This is a genomic window from Myxococcus sp. AM011 (assembly GCF_013372595.1).
Taxonomy (GTDB): Bacteria; Myxococcota; Myxococcia; order Myxococcales; family Myxococcaceae; genus Myxococcus; species Myxococcus eversor.
The window spans coordinates 17,900-36,291 of sequence record NZ_JABXEM010000001.1; the positions used below are offsets into that span (position 1 = coordinate 17,900).

At 69.9% G+C, this 18,392-nt stretch carries 1 protein-coding gene (cut by a window edge); it reads right to left on the reverse strand.

The window, feature by feature from the left end; all coding sequences use genetic code 11:
* Positions 1 to 18,392: the 3' portion of a non-ribosomal peptide synthetase gene (locus HUW62_RS00090; protein ID WP_176433180.1), read on the reverse strand. It continues 27,448 nt past the right edge of the window; 18,392 of the gene's 45,840 nt are visible here — the last part of the coding sequence; the start codon falls outside the window, past its right edge; it ends in the stop codon at positions 1 to 3.

Here is an 18,392-nt window from a genome sequence, read left to right on the forward strand (position 1 = left end):
TCACGAGGACGCATCCTCCAGGTCTCGAGCGAGCTGCTCCACCAGCGCGGAGACTCCCGGTGCACTCAACATCGTGAAGTGGTCGCCCGCGACGTCGTGCACCGTGAGACTTCCGGTGAGCCACTCGCGCCAGCCGAGGTCCTCGCTCACAGGGGCTTCGCCAGGAGCCCTGGTGGCTCGGAAGAGCACGGTCCGACCCGTGTAGACGCCGCCGGGCACGTGGCGAAGCTGGGCCTGGGTGAGTCGCTGGTAGACGTTGAAGAGCCGCTCGGCCGTGTCGAGCTCCAGCGTGTGCAATGCCGGAGTGGAACGACGCAGATGTGGGAGTGCCCGAGCCAGCACCTCTCGCGCGCCCAGTCGCTCCAGTTGATTCACGTCCAGCGAGAGGTTTTCCCAGGACACGCCGAGCATCTGTCCGAAGCCCGCGAGCAGCGTGAGCGTGTCGGGCTCGGGCAGCGGCTGCCGGGTGGGCGCATGACTGTCGAACATCACCAGCAGGTCCACCTTCTCGCCCGTGGCTTCGAGCAACCGCGCCATCTCGTGGGCCACGACGCCGCCGAAGGACCAGCCTCCGAGGAGGTAGGGACCCCGTGGCTGTACCGTGCGGAGCTGTGCGAGGTAGTCGCGCGCCAGCGCCTCCACGGAGGACTCGGGCAGCTCGCCGCCGTCCAGCCCGGACGCGGACAGGCCGTAGATGGGCCGCTGCGTGCCGAGCCCACGGACAAGCTCGGTGTAGCCCAACACCGTGCCTCCTCCTCCGTGGACGAGGAAGAGGGGCCGCTCCGTCGACGTGCCCGTGTCCAGGCACACGAGGTTGGGCGTGGGCCGGGGGCCCTGCTCCCGCTGCTCCACCTGTCGGGCCAGTCGCTCCACCGTGGAGGCCTGGAAGAGGGCGGACACCGGCAGCGAGACACCCAATCGCTCACGCAGCAGCGCCATCAGGCGGACGGCCATCAGGGAGTGACCCCCCAGGGCGAAGAAGTCATCGGTGGCTCCGACCTTGCTCACACCGAGCAGCTCCATCCAGAGCGCCGCGACGGTCTCCTCGCCGGGATTGCGCGGGGCGACGTACTCGATGCTCGTGTCGGATGTGTCCGGAGCGGGCAGGGCCCTCCGGTCCACCTTGTCGCTGGAGTTGAGCGGGAGCGCCGCCAGGAAGACGAAGGCGGAGGGCACCATGTACTCGGGGAGTGACTGGTGCAGCACCTCGCGCACCGCCGCGAGGTCCAGGGCACGACCTTCGTCGGTGACGAGGTATCCGACGAGGCGCTTGTCCCCGGGCCGGTCTTCCCGCGCGAGGACGACGGCGCGGCGGACTCCGGAGATGGCTTCCAGCGTGGCTTCGATTTCCCCCAACTCAATCCGGAAGCCGCGCAGCTTCACCTGGAAGTCGAGGCGGCCGAGGTACTCGAACTCGCCGGTGTCCAACCTGCGCACCTTGTCGCCCGTGCGGTAGAGGCGGGCGCCAGGCGAGGACGAGAACGGGTCCGGGAGGAACCGCTCGGCGGTGAGGTCGGGCCTGTCGAGGTAGCCCCGGCCGACCCCCGCGCCTCCGAGGAAGAGCTCGCCGGGAACCCCCAGGGGAACGGGCTGCATGCGCGCATCGAGCACGTGCGTCTGGATGTTGATGAGCGGAGGGCCGAGGACCGGCCGGGATGTTCCGCGTATCGGGTGGCAGGAGGACTCCACCGTGCACTCGGTGGGGCCGTAGGCGTTGAAGGCCTCGAGGTGCTCGTGGGTGGAGAGCTTCGCCCAGAGGGACTCCTCGATGGCCTCTCCGCCCACCAGCACGCGCAGGCGGCGATGCGACGCCAACCCCTCGTCCAGGAGCAGGCGCAGGTGCGAGGGCGAGCAGTCCATCATGTCGATGCCGTGCTTCTCCACCCAGGCGCACAGCAGGGCCGTGTCCTGTCGCCCGGCCTGGGGCACGACACCCAGTGCATGGCCGTCCGTCAGGTGCACGAGCATCTGGACGGAGGCATCGAACGCCAGCGGAGCGTTGATGGCGAGCCGCAGCGGGCCCTCTCCCTTCGAGAACACCCTCTCGGCGAGGGCGACACGCAGGTTCATCACGGAGGCGTGCTGAATCATGGCGCCCTTGGGCCGGCCGGTGGAGCCCGAGGTGTAGATGACGTAGGCGAGGTTCTCGGGTGTGGTGATTCGTGTCGGATTGCTCTCGGGCTCTCGACTCAGTGCCTCGGCGACACTTGGGTCGTCCAGGCACACGACCTCCAGGCCCGGCGTTTCGAGCCGCTCGGCCAGGTGCCGTTGCGTGAGGACGAGGCGCGCACCGGAGTCCTGGAGGATGAAGGTGAGGCGCTCACGCGGGTACGTCGGGTCCGTGGGGACGTAGGCCCCACCGGCCTTGAGGATGGCGAAGAGGGCGACGAGCGCGTCGGCGCCACGCTCCATGCAGAGGGCGACGCGGACCTCGGGCCCGACTCCGCGCGAGCGCAGCCAGTGCGCCAGCCTGTTGACGCGGCGGTTGAAGATGTCGAAGGAGAGCGACCCGCTGTCATCGAGGATGGCCAGGGCGTCGGGAGTTCTTAGGACCTGCGCCTCAAGTCGCTCGTGGATGGCGCCATCCCAGGGCAACTCACGGTGGGTGTCGTTCCATCGCGTCAGCACCTGCTCGCGCTCGGCGACGGGCATCAGCGGCAGCTCGCCCACGTGTTTTTCGGGGGCGTGGACGGCGGCTTCCAACAACGTGGCGAAGTGCCCGGCCATGCGAGTGATGGTGCGCTCTTCGAACAAGTCAGTCCGGTAGGTGAATGCGCCGGAGAAGCCCTCCGGCGTTTCGGCGAGCGACAGCGTCAGGTCGAAGTGGGTGGACCGGACGTCGGGTGCGACGGCTGCGACGCTCAGCGCCTCGGCGCCTTGCCCGGCCTCCAGCGCACCCGTGGGGGTGTTCTGGAGGGTGAACATCACCTGGAAGAGAGGTGAGTGGCTGAGGCTGCGCTGGGGCTGGAGCTCCTCGACGAGCTTCTCGAATGGAACGTCCTGGTGCTCGTAGGCGGTGAGCGTGGAGGAACGGACCTGGGAGAGCAGCTCGCGGAAGGAGGAGCGTGGGTCGACACGGGAGCGGAGGACGAGGGTGTTGACGAAGAAGCCGATGAGGCCCTCCAGCTCGGAAGCCCTGCGGCCGGCGATGGGAGAGCCGACGGAGATGTCGTCCTGCCCGGAGTAGCGGGAGAGCAGGAGCTGGAAGGCGGTCAGCATGCCCATGAAGAGGGTGCTGCCCTCCTGCTTGCAGAATGCTTCCACGGCGCGGGAGAGGGCCTGGGGAAGTTGGAAGTCGACGGTGCGACCGTGGAAGGACTGGAGCGGGGGCCGTGGGAAGTCGGTGGGCAGATCGAGGACAGCGGGTGCCCCGGCGAGCTGGTGCTTCCACCAGGTCACCTGACGGGCCAGCACCTCGTCCTTGAGCCACTGACGTTGCCAGACAGCGTAGTCGGCGTACTGGAGCGGCAGCTCGGGAAGGGGAGACGGGAGGCCCTGGCTGTAGGCCTCGTAGAGGGACGTCACCTCCCGGACGAGCAGACCCATGGACCAGCCATCGGAGACGGCGTGGTGGAGGTTGAGGAGCAGGACGTGCTGCTGGGGCGCGAGGCGCAGCAGCGAGGCTCGGAGCAAGGGGCCGCGACTCAAGTCGAAGGGACGGGCCGCGTCCTGATGTGCCCGCTCACGTGCGAGGGGTTCACGCTCTTCGACAGAGGAGAGATCCTCCAGTGAGAGGGTGAAGAGGGACGGAGGAGAGATTCGTTGGAACGGGGACCCGTTGTCCTCGACGAAAGAGGTGCGGAGGGCTTCGTGGCGGCGGATGAGCTCGGAGAAGGCGCGCTGGAGCGAGACGACGTCGAGAGGGCCCTCGAGACGGAGGGCGGCGGGCATGTTGTAGGTGGGAGTTCCGGGCTGGAGCTGTTCGAGGAACCAGAGGCGCTGCTGCGCGAAGGAGAGGGGCAGCGGTGCGCCGTCTCGCGGGGCGGGGAGCAGCGGCGGGAGAGAGGCTGACTCAGTGGCGCGCTCGACGCGGAGGGCGAGCTGTTCGAGGGTCGGTGCCTCGAAGAGGGCGCGCAGGGGGATTTCCAGCGAGAAGGCGGAGCGGATGCGCGCCATCAACTGGGTGGCCAACAGGGAATGTCCGCCTCGCTCGAAGAAGTGGTCGTGGCGACCCACGGAAGGCAGGCGAAGAATGTCGGCCCAGAGGGCAGCGAGGCGCACCTCGGTGGGCGTGAGCGGAGCGACGAAGGCGTCAGCGCCAGGTGTCGCATCGGGAGAAGGCAGGGCCTTGCGGTCCACCTTTCCGTTGGTCGTCAACGGGAAGGTCTGCAAGGCCACGAGCGCACCGGGGACTTCGTAGGCCGGGAGCCTCTCCGCGAGGAAAGCGCGGAGCGAGGCGGGCTCGGGCGAGCGGGCGTGAGAGGTGAAGTATGCGACGAGACGTTGGTCGCCGGGGACGTCCTCGCGCAAGATCACGAGGGCTTCACGGACGTCGGGGTGGAGAGAGAGGGTGGCTTCGATTTCACCCAACTCAATCCGGAAGCCGCGCAGCTTCACCTGGAAGTCGAGGCGACCGATGAACGCGAGCTCTCCGGTTGGCAGCCAGCGGACTTTGTCCCCCGTGCGGTACATGCGCGCGCCGGGGACGGAGCTGAACGGATTGGGAAGGAAGCGCTCCGCGGTGAGGGACGGGCGCGCGAGGTAGCCACGCGCCACGCCGTCACCAGCCAGGAACAGCTCTCCGGGGACACCGACGGGGACGGGCTGGAGGTGGGCATCCAGGACGTATGCCCGCACATTCGCCAGCGGCGTGCCGAGCGAAGGACGCGGCGCGCCTCGCACCGCGCGGGCCGTGGAGTCCACCGTGCACTCGGTGGGCCCGTAGACGTTGAAGGCGGTGATGTGAGGGTGGGTGGCGAGCTTCTCCCAGAGCGCGTCGTCCACCGCTTCTCCTCCGACGAGGATGCGCAGGGGGCGACGGGAGGCCAGTCCTTCTCCGAGCAGCACGCGGAGGTGAGAAGGCGCGCAGTCGAGTACGTCGACGTGGTGTTGCTCCACCCAGTTCACCAGGAGGGCCGCGTCTTGACGGATGGCCTGGGGCACCACGCACAAGGTGTGGCCATCGGAGAGCTGGACGAGTTGCTGGACAGACGCGTCGAAGGCCAGCGGGGCGTTGAGGCTGACTCGCAGCGGACCCTGAAGACCGGCGAGGGCCGTGGACGCGAGGGCCGCACGCAGGTTCATCACGGAGGCGTGCTGAATCATCACGCCCTTCGGGTGGCCCGTGCTGCCAGACGTGTAGATGACGTAGGCGAGGTGCTCGGGTGAGGTGATTCGTGTCGGGTTGCTCTCGGGCTCTCGGCTCAGTGCCTCGGCGACGCTCGGGTCGTCCAGGCACACGACCTCCAGGCCCGGCGTTTCGAGCGGCTCGGCCAGGTGCCGCTGCGTGAGGACGAGGCGCGCACCGGAGTCCTGGAGGATGAAGGTGAGGCGCTCACGCGGGTACGTCGGGTCCGTGGGGACGTAGGCCCCACCGGCCTTGAGGATGGCGAAGAGGGCGACGAGCGCGTCGGCGCCACGCTCCATGCACAGCGCGACGCGGACCTCGGGCCCGACTCCTCGCGAGCGCAGCCAATGCGCCAGCCTGTTGACGCGGCGGTTGAAGAGGTCGAAGGAGAGCGACCCGCTGTCGTCGAGGACCGCCAGTGCATCGGGCGTGCGCGCGGCCTGGGCTTCGATTCGCTCGTGCAGCGCACCTTCCCAGGGCAGCTCCCGGTGAGTGTTGTTCCAGTTCGTCAGCACCTGCGCGCGCTCGGCGACGGGCATCAGCGGCAGCTCGCCGACGTGCGCCTCTGGAGCGTGGATGACGGCTTCAATCAGCGTGGCGAAGTGCCCGGCCATACGAGTGATGGTGCGCTCTTCGAACAAGTCAGTCCGATAGGTGAATGCGCCGGAGAGGCCCTCCGGCGTTTCGGCGAGCGACAGCGTCAGGTCGAAGTGGGTGGACCGGACGTCGGGTGCGACGGCTGCGACGCTCAGCGCCTCGGCGCCTTGCCCGGCCTCCAGCGCACCCGTGGGGGTGTTCTGAAGGGTGAACATCACCTGGAAGAGAGGTGAGTGGCTGAGGCTGCGCTGGGGCTGGAGCTCCTCGACGAGCTTCTCGAATGGAACGTCCTGGTGCTCGTAGGCGGTGAGCGTGGAGGAACGGACCTGGGAGAGCAGCTCGCGGAAGGAGGAGCGTGGGTCGACACGGGAGCGGAGGACGAGGGTGTTGACGAAGAAGCCGATGAGGCCCTCCAACTCGGAAGCCCTGCGGCCGGCGATGGGAGAGCCGACGGAGATGTCGTCCTGCCCGGAGTAGCGAGAGAGCAGGAGTTGGAAGGCGGTCAGCATGCCCATGAAGAGGGTGCTGCCCTCCTGCTTGCAGAAGGCTTCCACGGCGCGGGAGAGGGCCTGGGGAAGCTGGAAGTCGACGGTGCGACCGTGGAAGGACTGGAGCGGGGGCCGTGGGAAGTCGGTGGGCAGGTCGAGGACAGCGGGTGCCCCGGCGAGCTGGTGCTTCCACCACGCGACCTGCCTGGAGAGGACGTCATCCTTGAGCCACTGACGTTGCCAGACAGCGTAGTCGGCGTACTGGAGCGGCAGCTCGGGAAGGGGAGACGGGAGGCCCTGGCTGTAGGCCTCGTAGAGGGAAGTCACCTCCCGGACGAGCAGACCCATGGACCAGCCATCGGAGACGGCGTGGTGGAGGTTGAGGAGCAGGACGTGCTGCTGGGGCGCGAGGCGCAGCAGCGAGGCTCGGAGCAAGGGGCCGCGACTCAAGTCGAAGGGACGCACGGCATCCTGGTGCGCTCGCTCACGGGCCAGGACTTCACGCTCCTCGGCAGAGGAGAGGTCCTCCATGGGAAGAGAGAAGGAGGACGGGGGGGAGATGGTCTGGAAGGGAGTTCCGTTGTCCTCGACGAAGGAGGTGCGGAGGGCTTCGTGACGGCGGATGAGTTCGGAGAAGGCGCGCTGGAGGGCGAGGACGTCGAGAGGGCCCTCGAGACGGAGGGCGCCGGGCATGTTGTAGGTGGGAGTTCCGGGCTGGAGCTGCTCGAGGAACCAGAGGCGCTGCTGCGCGAAGGAGAGGGGCAGTGGCGTGCCATCTCGCGGGGTGGGGAGCAGCGGAGGGAGAGCGGCTGACTCAGTGGCGTGCTCGACGCGGAGGGCGAGCTGCTCAAGGGTCGGCGCCTCGAAGAGGGCGCGCAGGGGGATTTCCAGCGAGAAGGCGGAGCGGATGCGCGCCATCAACTGGGTGGCCAACAGGGAATGGCCGCCTCGCTCGAAGAAGTGGTCATGGCGGCCCACGGAGGGGAGCCGGAGGACTTCAGCCCAAAGGGCGGCGAGGCGCACCTCGGTGGGCGTGAGCGGGGCGACGAAGGCGGCGGCGACGGGTGTCGCATCGGGAGAAGGCAGGGCCTTGCGGTCCACCTTTCCGTTGGGCGTCAGCGGGAAGGACTCCAGGGCCATGAGCGCGCCGGGGACTTCGTAGGCCGGGAGTCTCTTGGCGAGGTAGGCGCGGAGGGCAGCGGCCTCGGGCGGGCGTGACTGAGAGGTGAAGTAGGCGACGAGGCGTTGGTCGCCGGGCACGTCCTCTCGGAGGAGGACCAGGGCTTCACGGACGTCAGGGTGGCCCGAGAGGGTGGCTTCGATTTCACCCAATTCAATCCGGAAGCCGCGCAGCTTCACCTGGAAGTCGAGGCGACCGATGAACGCGAGCTCTCCATGGGGGAGCCAGCGCACCTTGTCGCCCGTGCGGTACATGCGCGCGCCGGGGACGGAGCTGAACGGATTGGGAAGGAAGCGCTCCGCGGTGAGGGACGGGCGCGCGAGGTAGCCACGCGCCACGCCGTCGCCGGCCAGGAACAGCTCTCCGGGGACACCGACGGGGACGGGCTGGAGGTGGGCATCCAGGACGTACGCCCGCACATTCGCCAGCGGTGTACCGAGCGAAGGACGCGGCGCGCCTCGCACCGCGCGGGCCGTGGAGTCCACCGTGCACTCGGTAGGGCCGTAGACGTTGAAGGCGGTGATGTTCGGGTGGGTGGCGAGCTTCTCCCAGAGCGCGTCATCTACCGCTTCGCCTCCGACGAGGATGCGCAGGGGGCGACGGGAGGCCAGTCCTTCTCCGAGCAGCACGCGGAGGTGAGAAGGCGCGCAGTCGAGCACGTCGACGTGTTGTTGCTCCACCCAGTTCACCAGGAGGGCCGCGTCCTGACGGATGGACTGGGGCACCACGCACAAGGTGTGGCCATCGGAGAGCTGGACGAGCTGTTGGACAGACGCGTCGAACGCGAGCGGTGCGTTGAGGCTGACTCGCAGCGGGCCCTGAAGACCGGCGAGCGCCGTGGACGAAAGGGCCGCACGCAGGTTCATCACGGAGGCGTGCTGAATCATCACGCCCTTCGGATGGCCGGTGCTGCCCGACGTGTAGATGACGTAGGCGAGGTGCTGTGGCGAGGAGACCCGGGACGGCGTGGTGTCCGCTTCACCGGCGAGTGTCGTGGTCACGCCCGGGTCATCCAGGGGGACGACCTTGACGGATGGCGTCTCCAGCCGATCGGCGAGGAGCCGCTGCGTGAGGACGAGCGTGACGCCGGAATCCCGGAGCACGAAGGCGAGCCGCTCGCGAGGATGGGCGGGGTCCAGGGGGACGTATGCGCCGCCCGCCTTGAGGATGCCCAGGACGGCGACAATCATGTCGACGCCGCGCTCCATGCAGAGGGCGACGCGCGACTCGGGCCTGACGCCGTGAGCGCGCAGCCAGTGGGCGAGCCTGTTGGCCTGGCGGTCGAGCTGCTCGAAGGTGAGCGACGTCGTGTCGTCGAGGACCGCCAGCGCATCGGGCGTGCGCGCGACCTGCGCTTCGATTCGCTCGTGCAGCGCGCCTTCCCATGGCAGCTCCCGGTGCGTGTCGTTCCTCGCCACGAGGAGCTGCTCCCGCTCCGCGTCGGAGAGCAGTGACAGCGAACCCAGGTCCGCATCGGGCGCGGCGACCACGGCCTTCAGCAGGGTGACGAAGTGCTCCGCCATGCGCGCGACGGTCCTCTCGTCGAACAGCTCCGTGCGGAAGTCGAGCGCTCCTCCGAGCCCCTGGGACGTCCGGGCAAGCGAGAGCGAGAGGTCGAACTTCGCCGCCAGCCCCTGCGCCTCCATCGGCGTGAGCTTCAGTGCTTCCAGCCCGCTCTCTTCGGAGCGAAGCGCCAGCGCCTGTCGAGGCGTGTTCTGGAGCGAGAGCATCACCTGGAAGAGCGGCGAGTGGCTCAGGCTGCGCTGGGGCTGGAGTTCCTCGACGAGCTTCTCGAAGGGGACGTCCTGGTGCTCGTAGGCCGCGAGGGTGGAGGCGCGCACCTGTGCGAGCAGCTCGCGGAAGCTGGCGCGCGGTGCGATGCGGGAGCGCAGGACAAGGGTGTTGACGAAGAAGCCGATGAGGCCCTCCGTCTCCGCGCGGTTGCGGCCCGCGATGGGCGAGCCGACGGAGATGTCGTCCTGTCCGGAGTAGCGCGAGAGCAAAAGCTGGAAGGCGGCCAGCACGCCCATGAAGAGCGTGGCCCCTTCCGCTTGAGTGAAGGACTCCAGGGCTTGGGTCAGCTCCTCGGGCAGGTGGAACGGCAGCGCGTCACCCTTGGAGGACTGGACCGCGGGGCGGGGCCTGTCCGTGGGCAGCTCCAGCACGGCGGGCGCATCCGCGAGTTGGTGCTTCCAGTAGTCGAGCTGTCGTTGAAGCACGTCACCGCGCAGCCACGCGCGCTGCCAGGCGGAGAAGTCGGCGTACTGCACCGGCAGTGGCGCGAGAGCGGGTGACGTGCCCGTGGCCAGGGCCGAGTAGAGCGCGACGAGCTCGCGCACCAGCACCTCCATGGACCAGCCGTCGGAGACGATGTGGTGCATCGTCACCAGCAGCACGTGCTCCTTCGCGTCCATCCGGAGCAGCGAGGCGCGCAGGAGCGGGCCGGTGGCCAGGTCGAAGGGCCTGAGGGCTTCTTCGTTGATGAGCCGCTGAGCCCGGGTCTCACGCTCTTCTCCTTGCGTGTCGCTCAGGTCCACGAGCGGCAGCGAGAAGGCAGGGGCCGGGCGGATGACCTGCACGGGCTCGCCCTCATGCGAGGAGAACGTGGTGCGGAGGGCCTCATGGCGCCGCACCAGGGCGTCGAAGCTGGCCTCCAGTGCGTTCGTGTCCAGCGCCCCTTCGAGCCGCAGCGCGGCGGGCATGTTGTAGAGGGCACTGCCGGGCTCGAGCTGGTCGATGAACCACAGCCGCTGCTGCGCGAAGGACAGCGGGAGCGCACTCGTGCGCGGCACGGGTACCAGCGACGGCGCGGTCAGCGGGTTCGACTGGGAGGTGGCGTCGATGCGCGCGGCCAGGGTCGCCGGTGTGGGGCTCTCGAAGAGGGCGCGCAGCGGCAGTTCGACGTCGAGTGCCGCTCGAATGCGGGAGACGAGCTGGGTGGCGAGGAGGGAGTGGCCGCCGAGCGAGAAGAAGGAGTCGCTCGCTCCGACGCGCTCGACGCGCAGGAGGTCGGCCATGAGCCTGGCCAGGGTCTTCTCGGTGGGGGTCGACGGCGGGTTCCACGCGGACTGCTCGGAGGCAACGGCCGCGGGAGGCGGCAGGACGTCGCGGTCCACTTCGCCGTCTGGCAGGCGCGGGAGTGCCGCCAGGGACACGAAGGACGACGGCACCAGGTACTCGGCGAGCCGCTCCTCCAGGAAGGAGCGCAGCACCGTCAGGTCGAGCGCGCCCTGGGGCACGAGATAGGCGACGAGGCGCTTCTTGCCGGGGACATCCTCGCGGACGAGGGCGACGGCCTCACGAACGTGAGGGTGGGAGCGCAGCGCGGCCTCGACGTCGTCGCGTTCGCCTCGCGCGTCTCGCGGTGTAGCGCGAGGGGCGACCTGTCCCAGGTTCTCGAGAGAGCCGTCCGCGCGCCAGCGGACCTTGTCGCCGGTGCGGTACAGGCGCGCACCGGACAGGCCACTGAGTGCATCCGGGAGGAAGCGCTCGGCCGTGATTTGCGGACCCTGCCCGTAGCTGAGCGCGTGGTGCACTCCGCCCAGGAACAGCTCCCCGGGGACGCCCACGGGGACGGGCTCCAGGTGCGCATCGAGGACGTAGGCCCGCGTGCTCGAGGTGGTGTCATTCCACTCCACGAGGAGGCGGTGCCGCTCGGTGGAGTCCATGAGCGGCAGCGTGGAGACGGGCGCCTCCGGGTGCTTCACGGCGGCGCGGAGCAGGGTGAGGAAGTGAGCCACCATGCGCGTGGCCGTGGAGGCATCGAAGAGCGCCGTGGCGACCTGGAGCGAGCCCTCGTAGCCAGAAGGCGCTTCGGCGAAGGAGAGGTCGAGGTCGAACTTGGCGGGCGCGTCCCCTCGGTCGACGGAGAGCAGGCGCAAGCCGGGCAGCTCCAGGTCTCCCATGGGCGTGTTCAGCAGCGAGAACATGACCTGGAAGAGTGGCGAGACGTCGAGGCTGCGCTCGGGTTGGAGCTCCTCGACGATCTTCTCGAAGGGGACGTCCTGGTGTTCGTAGGCCCCCAGCGTCGTGGCGCGCACGCGCTCCACCAACTCGCGGAAGGACGCTCGCGGGTCGATGCGCGCGCGGAGCACCAGCGTGTTGACGAAGAAGCCGATGAGGCCCTCGGTCTCCGCGCGGTTGCGTCCCGCGATGGGCGAGCCCACGGAGATGTCGTCCTGCCCGGAGTAGCGTGAGAGCAGGAGCTGGAAGGTGGCCAGGAGCGTCATGAAGGGCGTCGCGCCCTGGCGCTGCGCGAGTGACCTGACGGCGTCGGACAGCTCGGCCCCCAGCGAGATGGGGAGGATGGCGGCCTCACGCGACCCGAGGGCGGCGCGCGGCCTGTCGGTGGGCAGCTCCAGGAGCGCGGGGGCTCCACGGAGCTGCTGCTTCCAGTAGGCCAGCCGTGTCCGCAGGGCTTCGTCACGCAGCCAGCCGCGCTGCCACGCCGCGAAGTCGGCGTATTGCACGCTCAACGCCGGAAGCCTGGCGGGTTCGCCGGACAGATGCGCCGCGTAGAGCGTCCCCAACTCGCGCACCAGCACGCCGGAGGACCAGCCGTCGGAGACGATGTGGTGGACGTTGGTGATGAGCAGGTGCTCGCGCTCCGCCAGCTTGACGAGGCAGAGGCGGAACAGAGGCCCGGAGGTCAGGTCGAAGGGGCGCTCCACCTCTTGCGCCGTCAGTCGTCGGGCCTCGGCCTGACGGTCGGCCTCATCCAGGTGCTGGAGGTCGATGAGCGGAATGGAGAGGGGTGCCGCGGGGTGGATGACCTGGGACGGTTGCCCGTCGATGGAGGCGAAGGTGGTGCGGAGCGCCTCGTGGCGCGAGACGACGTCGGAGACCGCGCGCTCCAGGGCGGCGACGTCGAGCGCTCCTTCGAGGCGAAGCGCCGTGGGGATGTTGTAGAGGGCGCTGCCGGGCTCGAGCTGGTCGATGAACCACAGCCGCTGCTGCGCGAAGGACAACGGCAAGGCGCCGGTGCGAGGCACGGGCATCAGCGGTGGGACTTCCTGCCCCTGTTGCTCCTGCCGCGAGGACTCCAGATACCGGGCCAGTCCGGCGACGGTGGGCGCCTCGAAGAGCTCCCTCAGTGGCAGCTCGACGTTGAAGGCGGAGCGGATGCGGGAGACGACCTGGGTGGCGAGGAGGGAGTGGCCTCCCAGCTCGAAGAAGTCGTCGCTCGGCCCTACTCGCGGGACGCCGAGCACCTCGGCGTAGATGCCCGCGAGCGCTGCCTCCGTGGCGGTGCGGGGCGCTTCGGGTGCCTCTTCCTGAGACGGGGTGCCGACTCCGGGCGGCGGAAGGGCCTTGCGGTCGACCTTGCCGTTCGCCGTGAGCGGCAGCTCGGTCATCGTGACGATGGCCGACGGCACCATGTACGCGGGGAGCCGTTCCTCGACGAAGCCGCGCACGGCGCTCGCGTCCAGTCCCTGCTCCGAAGGCACCACGTAGGCGACGAGTCGCTTGTCGCCCGGCACGTCCTCGCGCACGACGACGATGACCTCACCGACGCTCGGGTGTTGGCGCAGGGCGCTCTCCACTTCACCGGGTTCGATGCGGAAGCCGCGCACCTTGACCTGGAAGTCGGCGCGGCCCTGGAACTCCAGCGTGCCGTCCGTCCGCCACCGAGCCTTGTCGCCCGTGCGGTAGAGCCGCGTGCCCGGAGCCCCGAAGGGATGGGGCACGAAGCGCTCCGCCGTGAGGTCGGGCCGTCCGAGGTAACCCCACGCGAGGCCGTCGCCTCCGACGTAGAGCTCTCCCGTCACGCCGGGAGGAACCAACTGGAGGGCGCCGTCCAGCACGAAGGCCGAGGAGTGGGGCACCGGCCGGCCGATGGGGACGGAGTCGCCCACCGCGTCACCCGCGCGCAGGGCGTGGGTGGCGGAGAACGTGGTGTTCTCCGTGGGGCCGTAGCCGTTGATGAGCACGCCGCCCGGAGGCAGCAGCGCGAGGTGTTCGCGCACGCGCCGCGCGGGCAGCACGTCTCCACCCGCGAGCACCTGGGAGACGCCGGCCAGGGCCTGTGGCTGGTACGTCACCATCTGCTCGTAGAGGGCAGCGGTGAGCCAGAGCGAGGTGACGCGGTGTCGCGCGAGCAGCGCCCCCAGCTCCTCCAGGGACAGCGCGCCAGGGGGCGCGAGGACGAGCCGGGCGCCGTGAAGCAGCGCGCCCCACAGCTCGAGCGTGGAGGCGTCGAAGGCGACCGGCGCCGCCTGGAGCCAGACCTCGTCGGGCCCGAAGCGGATGACGCCGTGGGGCTGCACGAGTCGGACGACTCCCCGGTGCGGCACGGAGACGCCCTTGGGCTCGCCGGTGCTCCCCGAGGTGAACATGACGTAAGCCAGGGCGTCCGCGCTCGCGGGCACCTCCGGAGCCGAGTCCGGCTGGCGGGCGATGTGCGCGGCCTCTTCGTCCAGGACGACGAGCACGACGCCCAGCTCCGGCAGCTCATCCGCCACCGAGGACTCGGTCAGCAGCACGGCGGCGGAGGACTGGCGCAGGACCCACGCCATGCGCTCGGTCGGCCAGGTGGCATCGAGCGGGACGTAGGCGGCTCCCGCCTTGAGGGTGCCCAGCAGCGCGACCACCAGGTCCACGGAGCGCTTCAGGTGCACGGCGACGCGGCCGCCGGGCTGCACGCCCAGTCCGCGAAGATGACGGGCGAGCCGGTTCGCGCGCGCTTCGAGCTGCGCGTACGTGAGGAGCGCGTCCTCGGATTCGACGGCGACGCGGTCCGGTGTGAGCGCCGACTGTCGGGCGAAGAGCTGGTGGATGGCCGCGTCACGCGGGTACTCCCCGGTGACGGCGTTCCACTGCGCCAGGACCTGGTGCCGCTCCTCGGAGGACAGCAGTGACACGAGGCCCAGCGGGCGCTCCGGTGCGGCCGTGACTGCCTCCAGCAGCACGGCGTAGTGGCGCATCAGCCGCTTCACCGTGTCCGCGTCGAAGAGGTCGGTGTTGTAGTTGAGGGCGCCGGAGAAGCCCTGGGGCCCCTCTTCCAGCAGGAGGCTGACCTCGTACTGCGACGTGGTGACGTGCGCGGTGAGCGGAGTGAAGGAGAGCCCCGGGAGCGGGGTGGTCTCGACGGGGGTGTTCTGGAGGGTGAGGGTGGCCTGGAAGAGCGGGCTGCGCGCGAGGTCGCGCTGGGGCTGGAGTCCCTCGACGAGCTTCTCGAAGGGGATGTCCTGGTGCTGGTACGCGGCCAGCGTGGCACCGCGCACGTGGGCGAGGAGCTGGAGGAAGGAGCCTCGCGCGTCGATGCGCGAGCGCAGGACGAGCGTGTTGACGAAGAAGCCGATGAGGCCCTCCGTCTCCCCCTGCTGGCGGTTGGCGATGGGGAAGCCGACGGAGACGTCGTCCTGTCCGGCGTAGCGGGAGAGGACGAGCTGCCAGGCCGCGAGCAGCACCATGAACGGCGTGACGCCCTCACGCTGGGCCAGCGCGCGCACGGAGGCGCTCAGCCCACCCGTGAGCTCGACGGGGAGGAGGGTGCCCTTGTGGGACTGGACGGCGGGACGGGGCCTGTCCGTGGGCAACTCGAGGACACCCGAGGAACCCGAGAGGTGCCCCTTCCAGAAGTCGAGCTGACGCTGGAGCACGTCGCCGCGCAGCCATGAGCGCTGCCACGCCGCATAGTCGGCGTACTGGACAGGCAGCGGTGGCAGCCTGTCCGGAGTGCCCGTGGTCCGGGCCACGTACAGGGTAGCCAGCTCGCGCACGAGGACGCCCGTGGACCACGCGTCGGAGACGATGTGGTGCATCGTCACCAGGAGCACGTGGGCCCGAGGGCCATGCTTCAGCAGCGAGGCTCGCAGGAGCGGCCCCGTCGAGAGGTTGAACGAAGCGAGGGCGTCCTCTTCGATGAGGGCCTGCGTCCGAGCTTGTCGCTCCTCTTCGGACAGCGCGCTCAGGTCCACCACGGGCACGTTGAAGCCCGAGGCGGGACGGATGTGCTGCACGGGCTCACCGCCGCGCACGGCGAAGGTGGTGCGCAGCACCTCGTGGCGGTTCACCAGGGCGTTGAAGGCGTGCTCCAGTGCTCCGACATCCAGTGCCCCGTCCACGCGCAGCGCCGTGGGCAGGTTGAAGAGCGGCGTGCCCGGAGAGAGCTGGTCGATGAACCACAGGCGCTGCTGGGAGAAGGAGAGCGGCAACGCCTCCGTGCGAGGCACGGGCACCAGGGACGGCGCCGCCGGAGTCGTCTCCCCCCGGCTGGCGTCGATGCGCGCGGCGAGGCCCGCCACCGTGGGCTCCTCGAAGAGGGCTCGCAGGGGCAGGTCCACCCGGAACGCGGTCCGGATGCGCGAGGCGAGCTGGGTGGCGAGCAGCGAGTGGCCTCCCAGGGTGAAGAAGCTGTCCTCGGCCCCCACCCGCTCGACGCGGAGGATGGCGGCCATCAGCTCCGCCAGCGTCTGCTCCGTGGGCGTGCGCGGAGCAATCCACGAGGCCTCCACGTCGACGTGCGCGTCCGGCGCTGGCAGCGCCTTGCGGTCCAGCTTGCCGTTCGGCGTGAGCGGCAGCGCCTCCAGCACCACGAAGGCGGCGGGCACCATGTACTCCGGCAGGCCCGTCAGCAGGCCTCGCCGGAGCTCCGTGGCGTCGAGCGTGCTCCCCGCTCGCGGAACCACGTAGGCGATGAGCAGGTCGTCGCGCACCAGCACGGCGGCCTCCTGGAGGCCCGGCTGACGCAGGAGCGCGGCTTCGACTTCACCCAGCTCGATGCGCAGGCCGCGCAGCTTCACCTGGAAGTCGATGCGGCCCAGGTAGTCGAGCGTGCCATCCGCCCGCCACCGCACCTTGTCGCCCGAGCGGTAGAGGCGCGCGCCGGGCCGGGTCGTGAAGGGGTCGGGGACGAAACGCTCGGCGGTGAGGTGGGGCTGATGCAGGTAGCCGCGCGCCAGACCCTCTCCGCCCAGATACAGCTCGCCGGGCACGCCCGTGGGAACAGGCCGCAGGTCCGCGTCCAGGACATAGGCCTGGGTGTTGGACATGGGCCGGCCGATGGGGGCCACCGGCCCGGTGAAGCGCTCCACCGGCCACGAGGTGGCGTCGATGGTGGCCTCCGTCGGGCCGTAGTTGTTGTCCAGGCTCACGCTCGGCAACACCTCGCGCACGCGTGGCGGCAGGTCCGCCGGCAGCGCCTCGCCACCGGAGATGATGCGGCGCAGGCTCGTGGCGGCGCGCAGTCCGGGCTCCTCCAGCAGGACTCTCAGCAGCGACGGCACCACCTGGAGCACGGTGCCGTGGTGTCGCACCACGGTCTCCACCAGGAGGGACGCATCGCGGTGGGCCTCCAGCGGCGCGATGACCAGCGTCGAACCGGACAGCAGCGTGGCGAACAGCTCGGCGACGGACACGTCGAAGCTGAGCGAGGTGAGCAGCAGCGGCCGTGCACCGGGCCCCAGGTCGAACCGGGAGCGCATCCACGCGGCGTGGTTGGAGAGGGAGCGGTGGGTCAGCACGGTGCCCTTGGGCCGCCCCGTGCTGCCAGATGTGTAGATGACGTACGCCGCGCTCTCGGAGGGCACCCACTCACTCAGGGGCGCCTTTGCGTCGGCGAAATCGGTCTCCCAGCCGGCGTCGAGGCACACCACGGCGGGGCCCTCGGGCAACACTCCGAGGAGGTGACGCTGGGTGAGCAGCACCGGGGCAGAGGTGTCCTGGAGCATGAAGGCCAGCCGCTCACGCGGGTAGGCCGGGTCCAGCGGCACGTAGGCGCCACCGGCCTTGAGCACGCCGAAGACGGCGACGGGCACCTCCAGCGAGCGCTCCATGCACAGCGCCACGAGCGTCCCGGGCTTCACGCCCAACGAGCGCAGGTGCGAGGCGAGCTGGCTGGAGCGCGCATCGAGCTGGGCGAAGGTGAGCGAGCCCGCGTCGGAGACGACGGCGAGCGCGTCCGGAGTGAGGCCGGCCCGGGCGGAGAGCTGCTGGTGGACGCAGGCATCAGCGGGGACCGGCGCCGCGGTGTCGTTCCACTCCCGGAGGACGCGTCGCAGCTCGGCCTCGTCCATCAGCGGCAGGGCGGAGAGCGACTGCTCGGGGTTGGCCACGGCCGCGCGGAGCAGGGTGAGCAGGTGCTCCACCATCCGCTCCATGGTGGCGCCGTCGAACAGGTCGACGTTGTAGTCGAGCGAGCCCACGAAGCCCGCGGGCGTCTCCACGAGAGAGAGGTCCAGGTCGAACTTGAGGGGCATCTCGTTGTCCCCGAGTCCCTCCAGCCGCAGCCCGGGTAGCTCCAGCGCGCCCATGGGGGTGTTCAGCACGGAGAACATGACCTGGAACAGCGGCGAGTAGCTGAGGCTGCGCTCGGGCTGCAGCTCCTCGACGAGCTTCTCGAAGGGCACGTCCTGGTGGTCGAAGGCCTCCAGCGTGGTGCGCTTCACCTGCGTCAGCAGCGAGGCGAAGGAGGCGTGTGGCTCCAGCCGCGCGCGCAGCGCCAGGGTGTTGACGAAGAAGCCGATGAGGCCCTCGGTCTCCCCTCGGTTGCGGCCTGCGATGGGCGAGCCGACGACGATGTCGTCCTGGCCGGAGTAGCGCGCGAGGAGCACCTGGAACGCTGCCAGCAGCGTCATGAAGGGTGTGGCGCCGTGCCGCTGGGACAGAGCCTTGATGGCGTCGGAGAGCTCCGCCGACAGCACGACGGCGCGCTGAGCGGCGTTGCGCGTCTGGACGGACGGACGGGGCCTGTCGGTGGGCAGCTCCAGCAGCGCCGGAGCGCCTTCGAGCCGCCGCTTCCAGTAGCCCAGGCGCGTGTGGAGCGCCTCGTCGCGCAGCCAGCCTCGCTGCCAGGCCGCGAAGTCGGCGTACTGCACCGGCAGGGGCGGCAGCTCCGCCC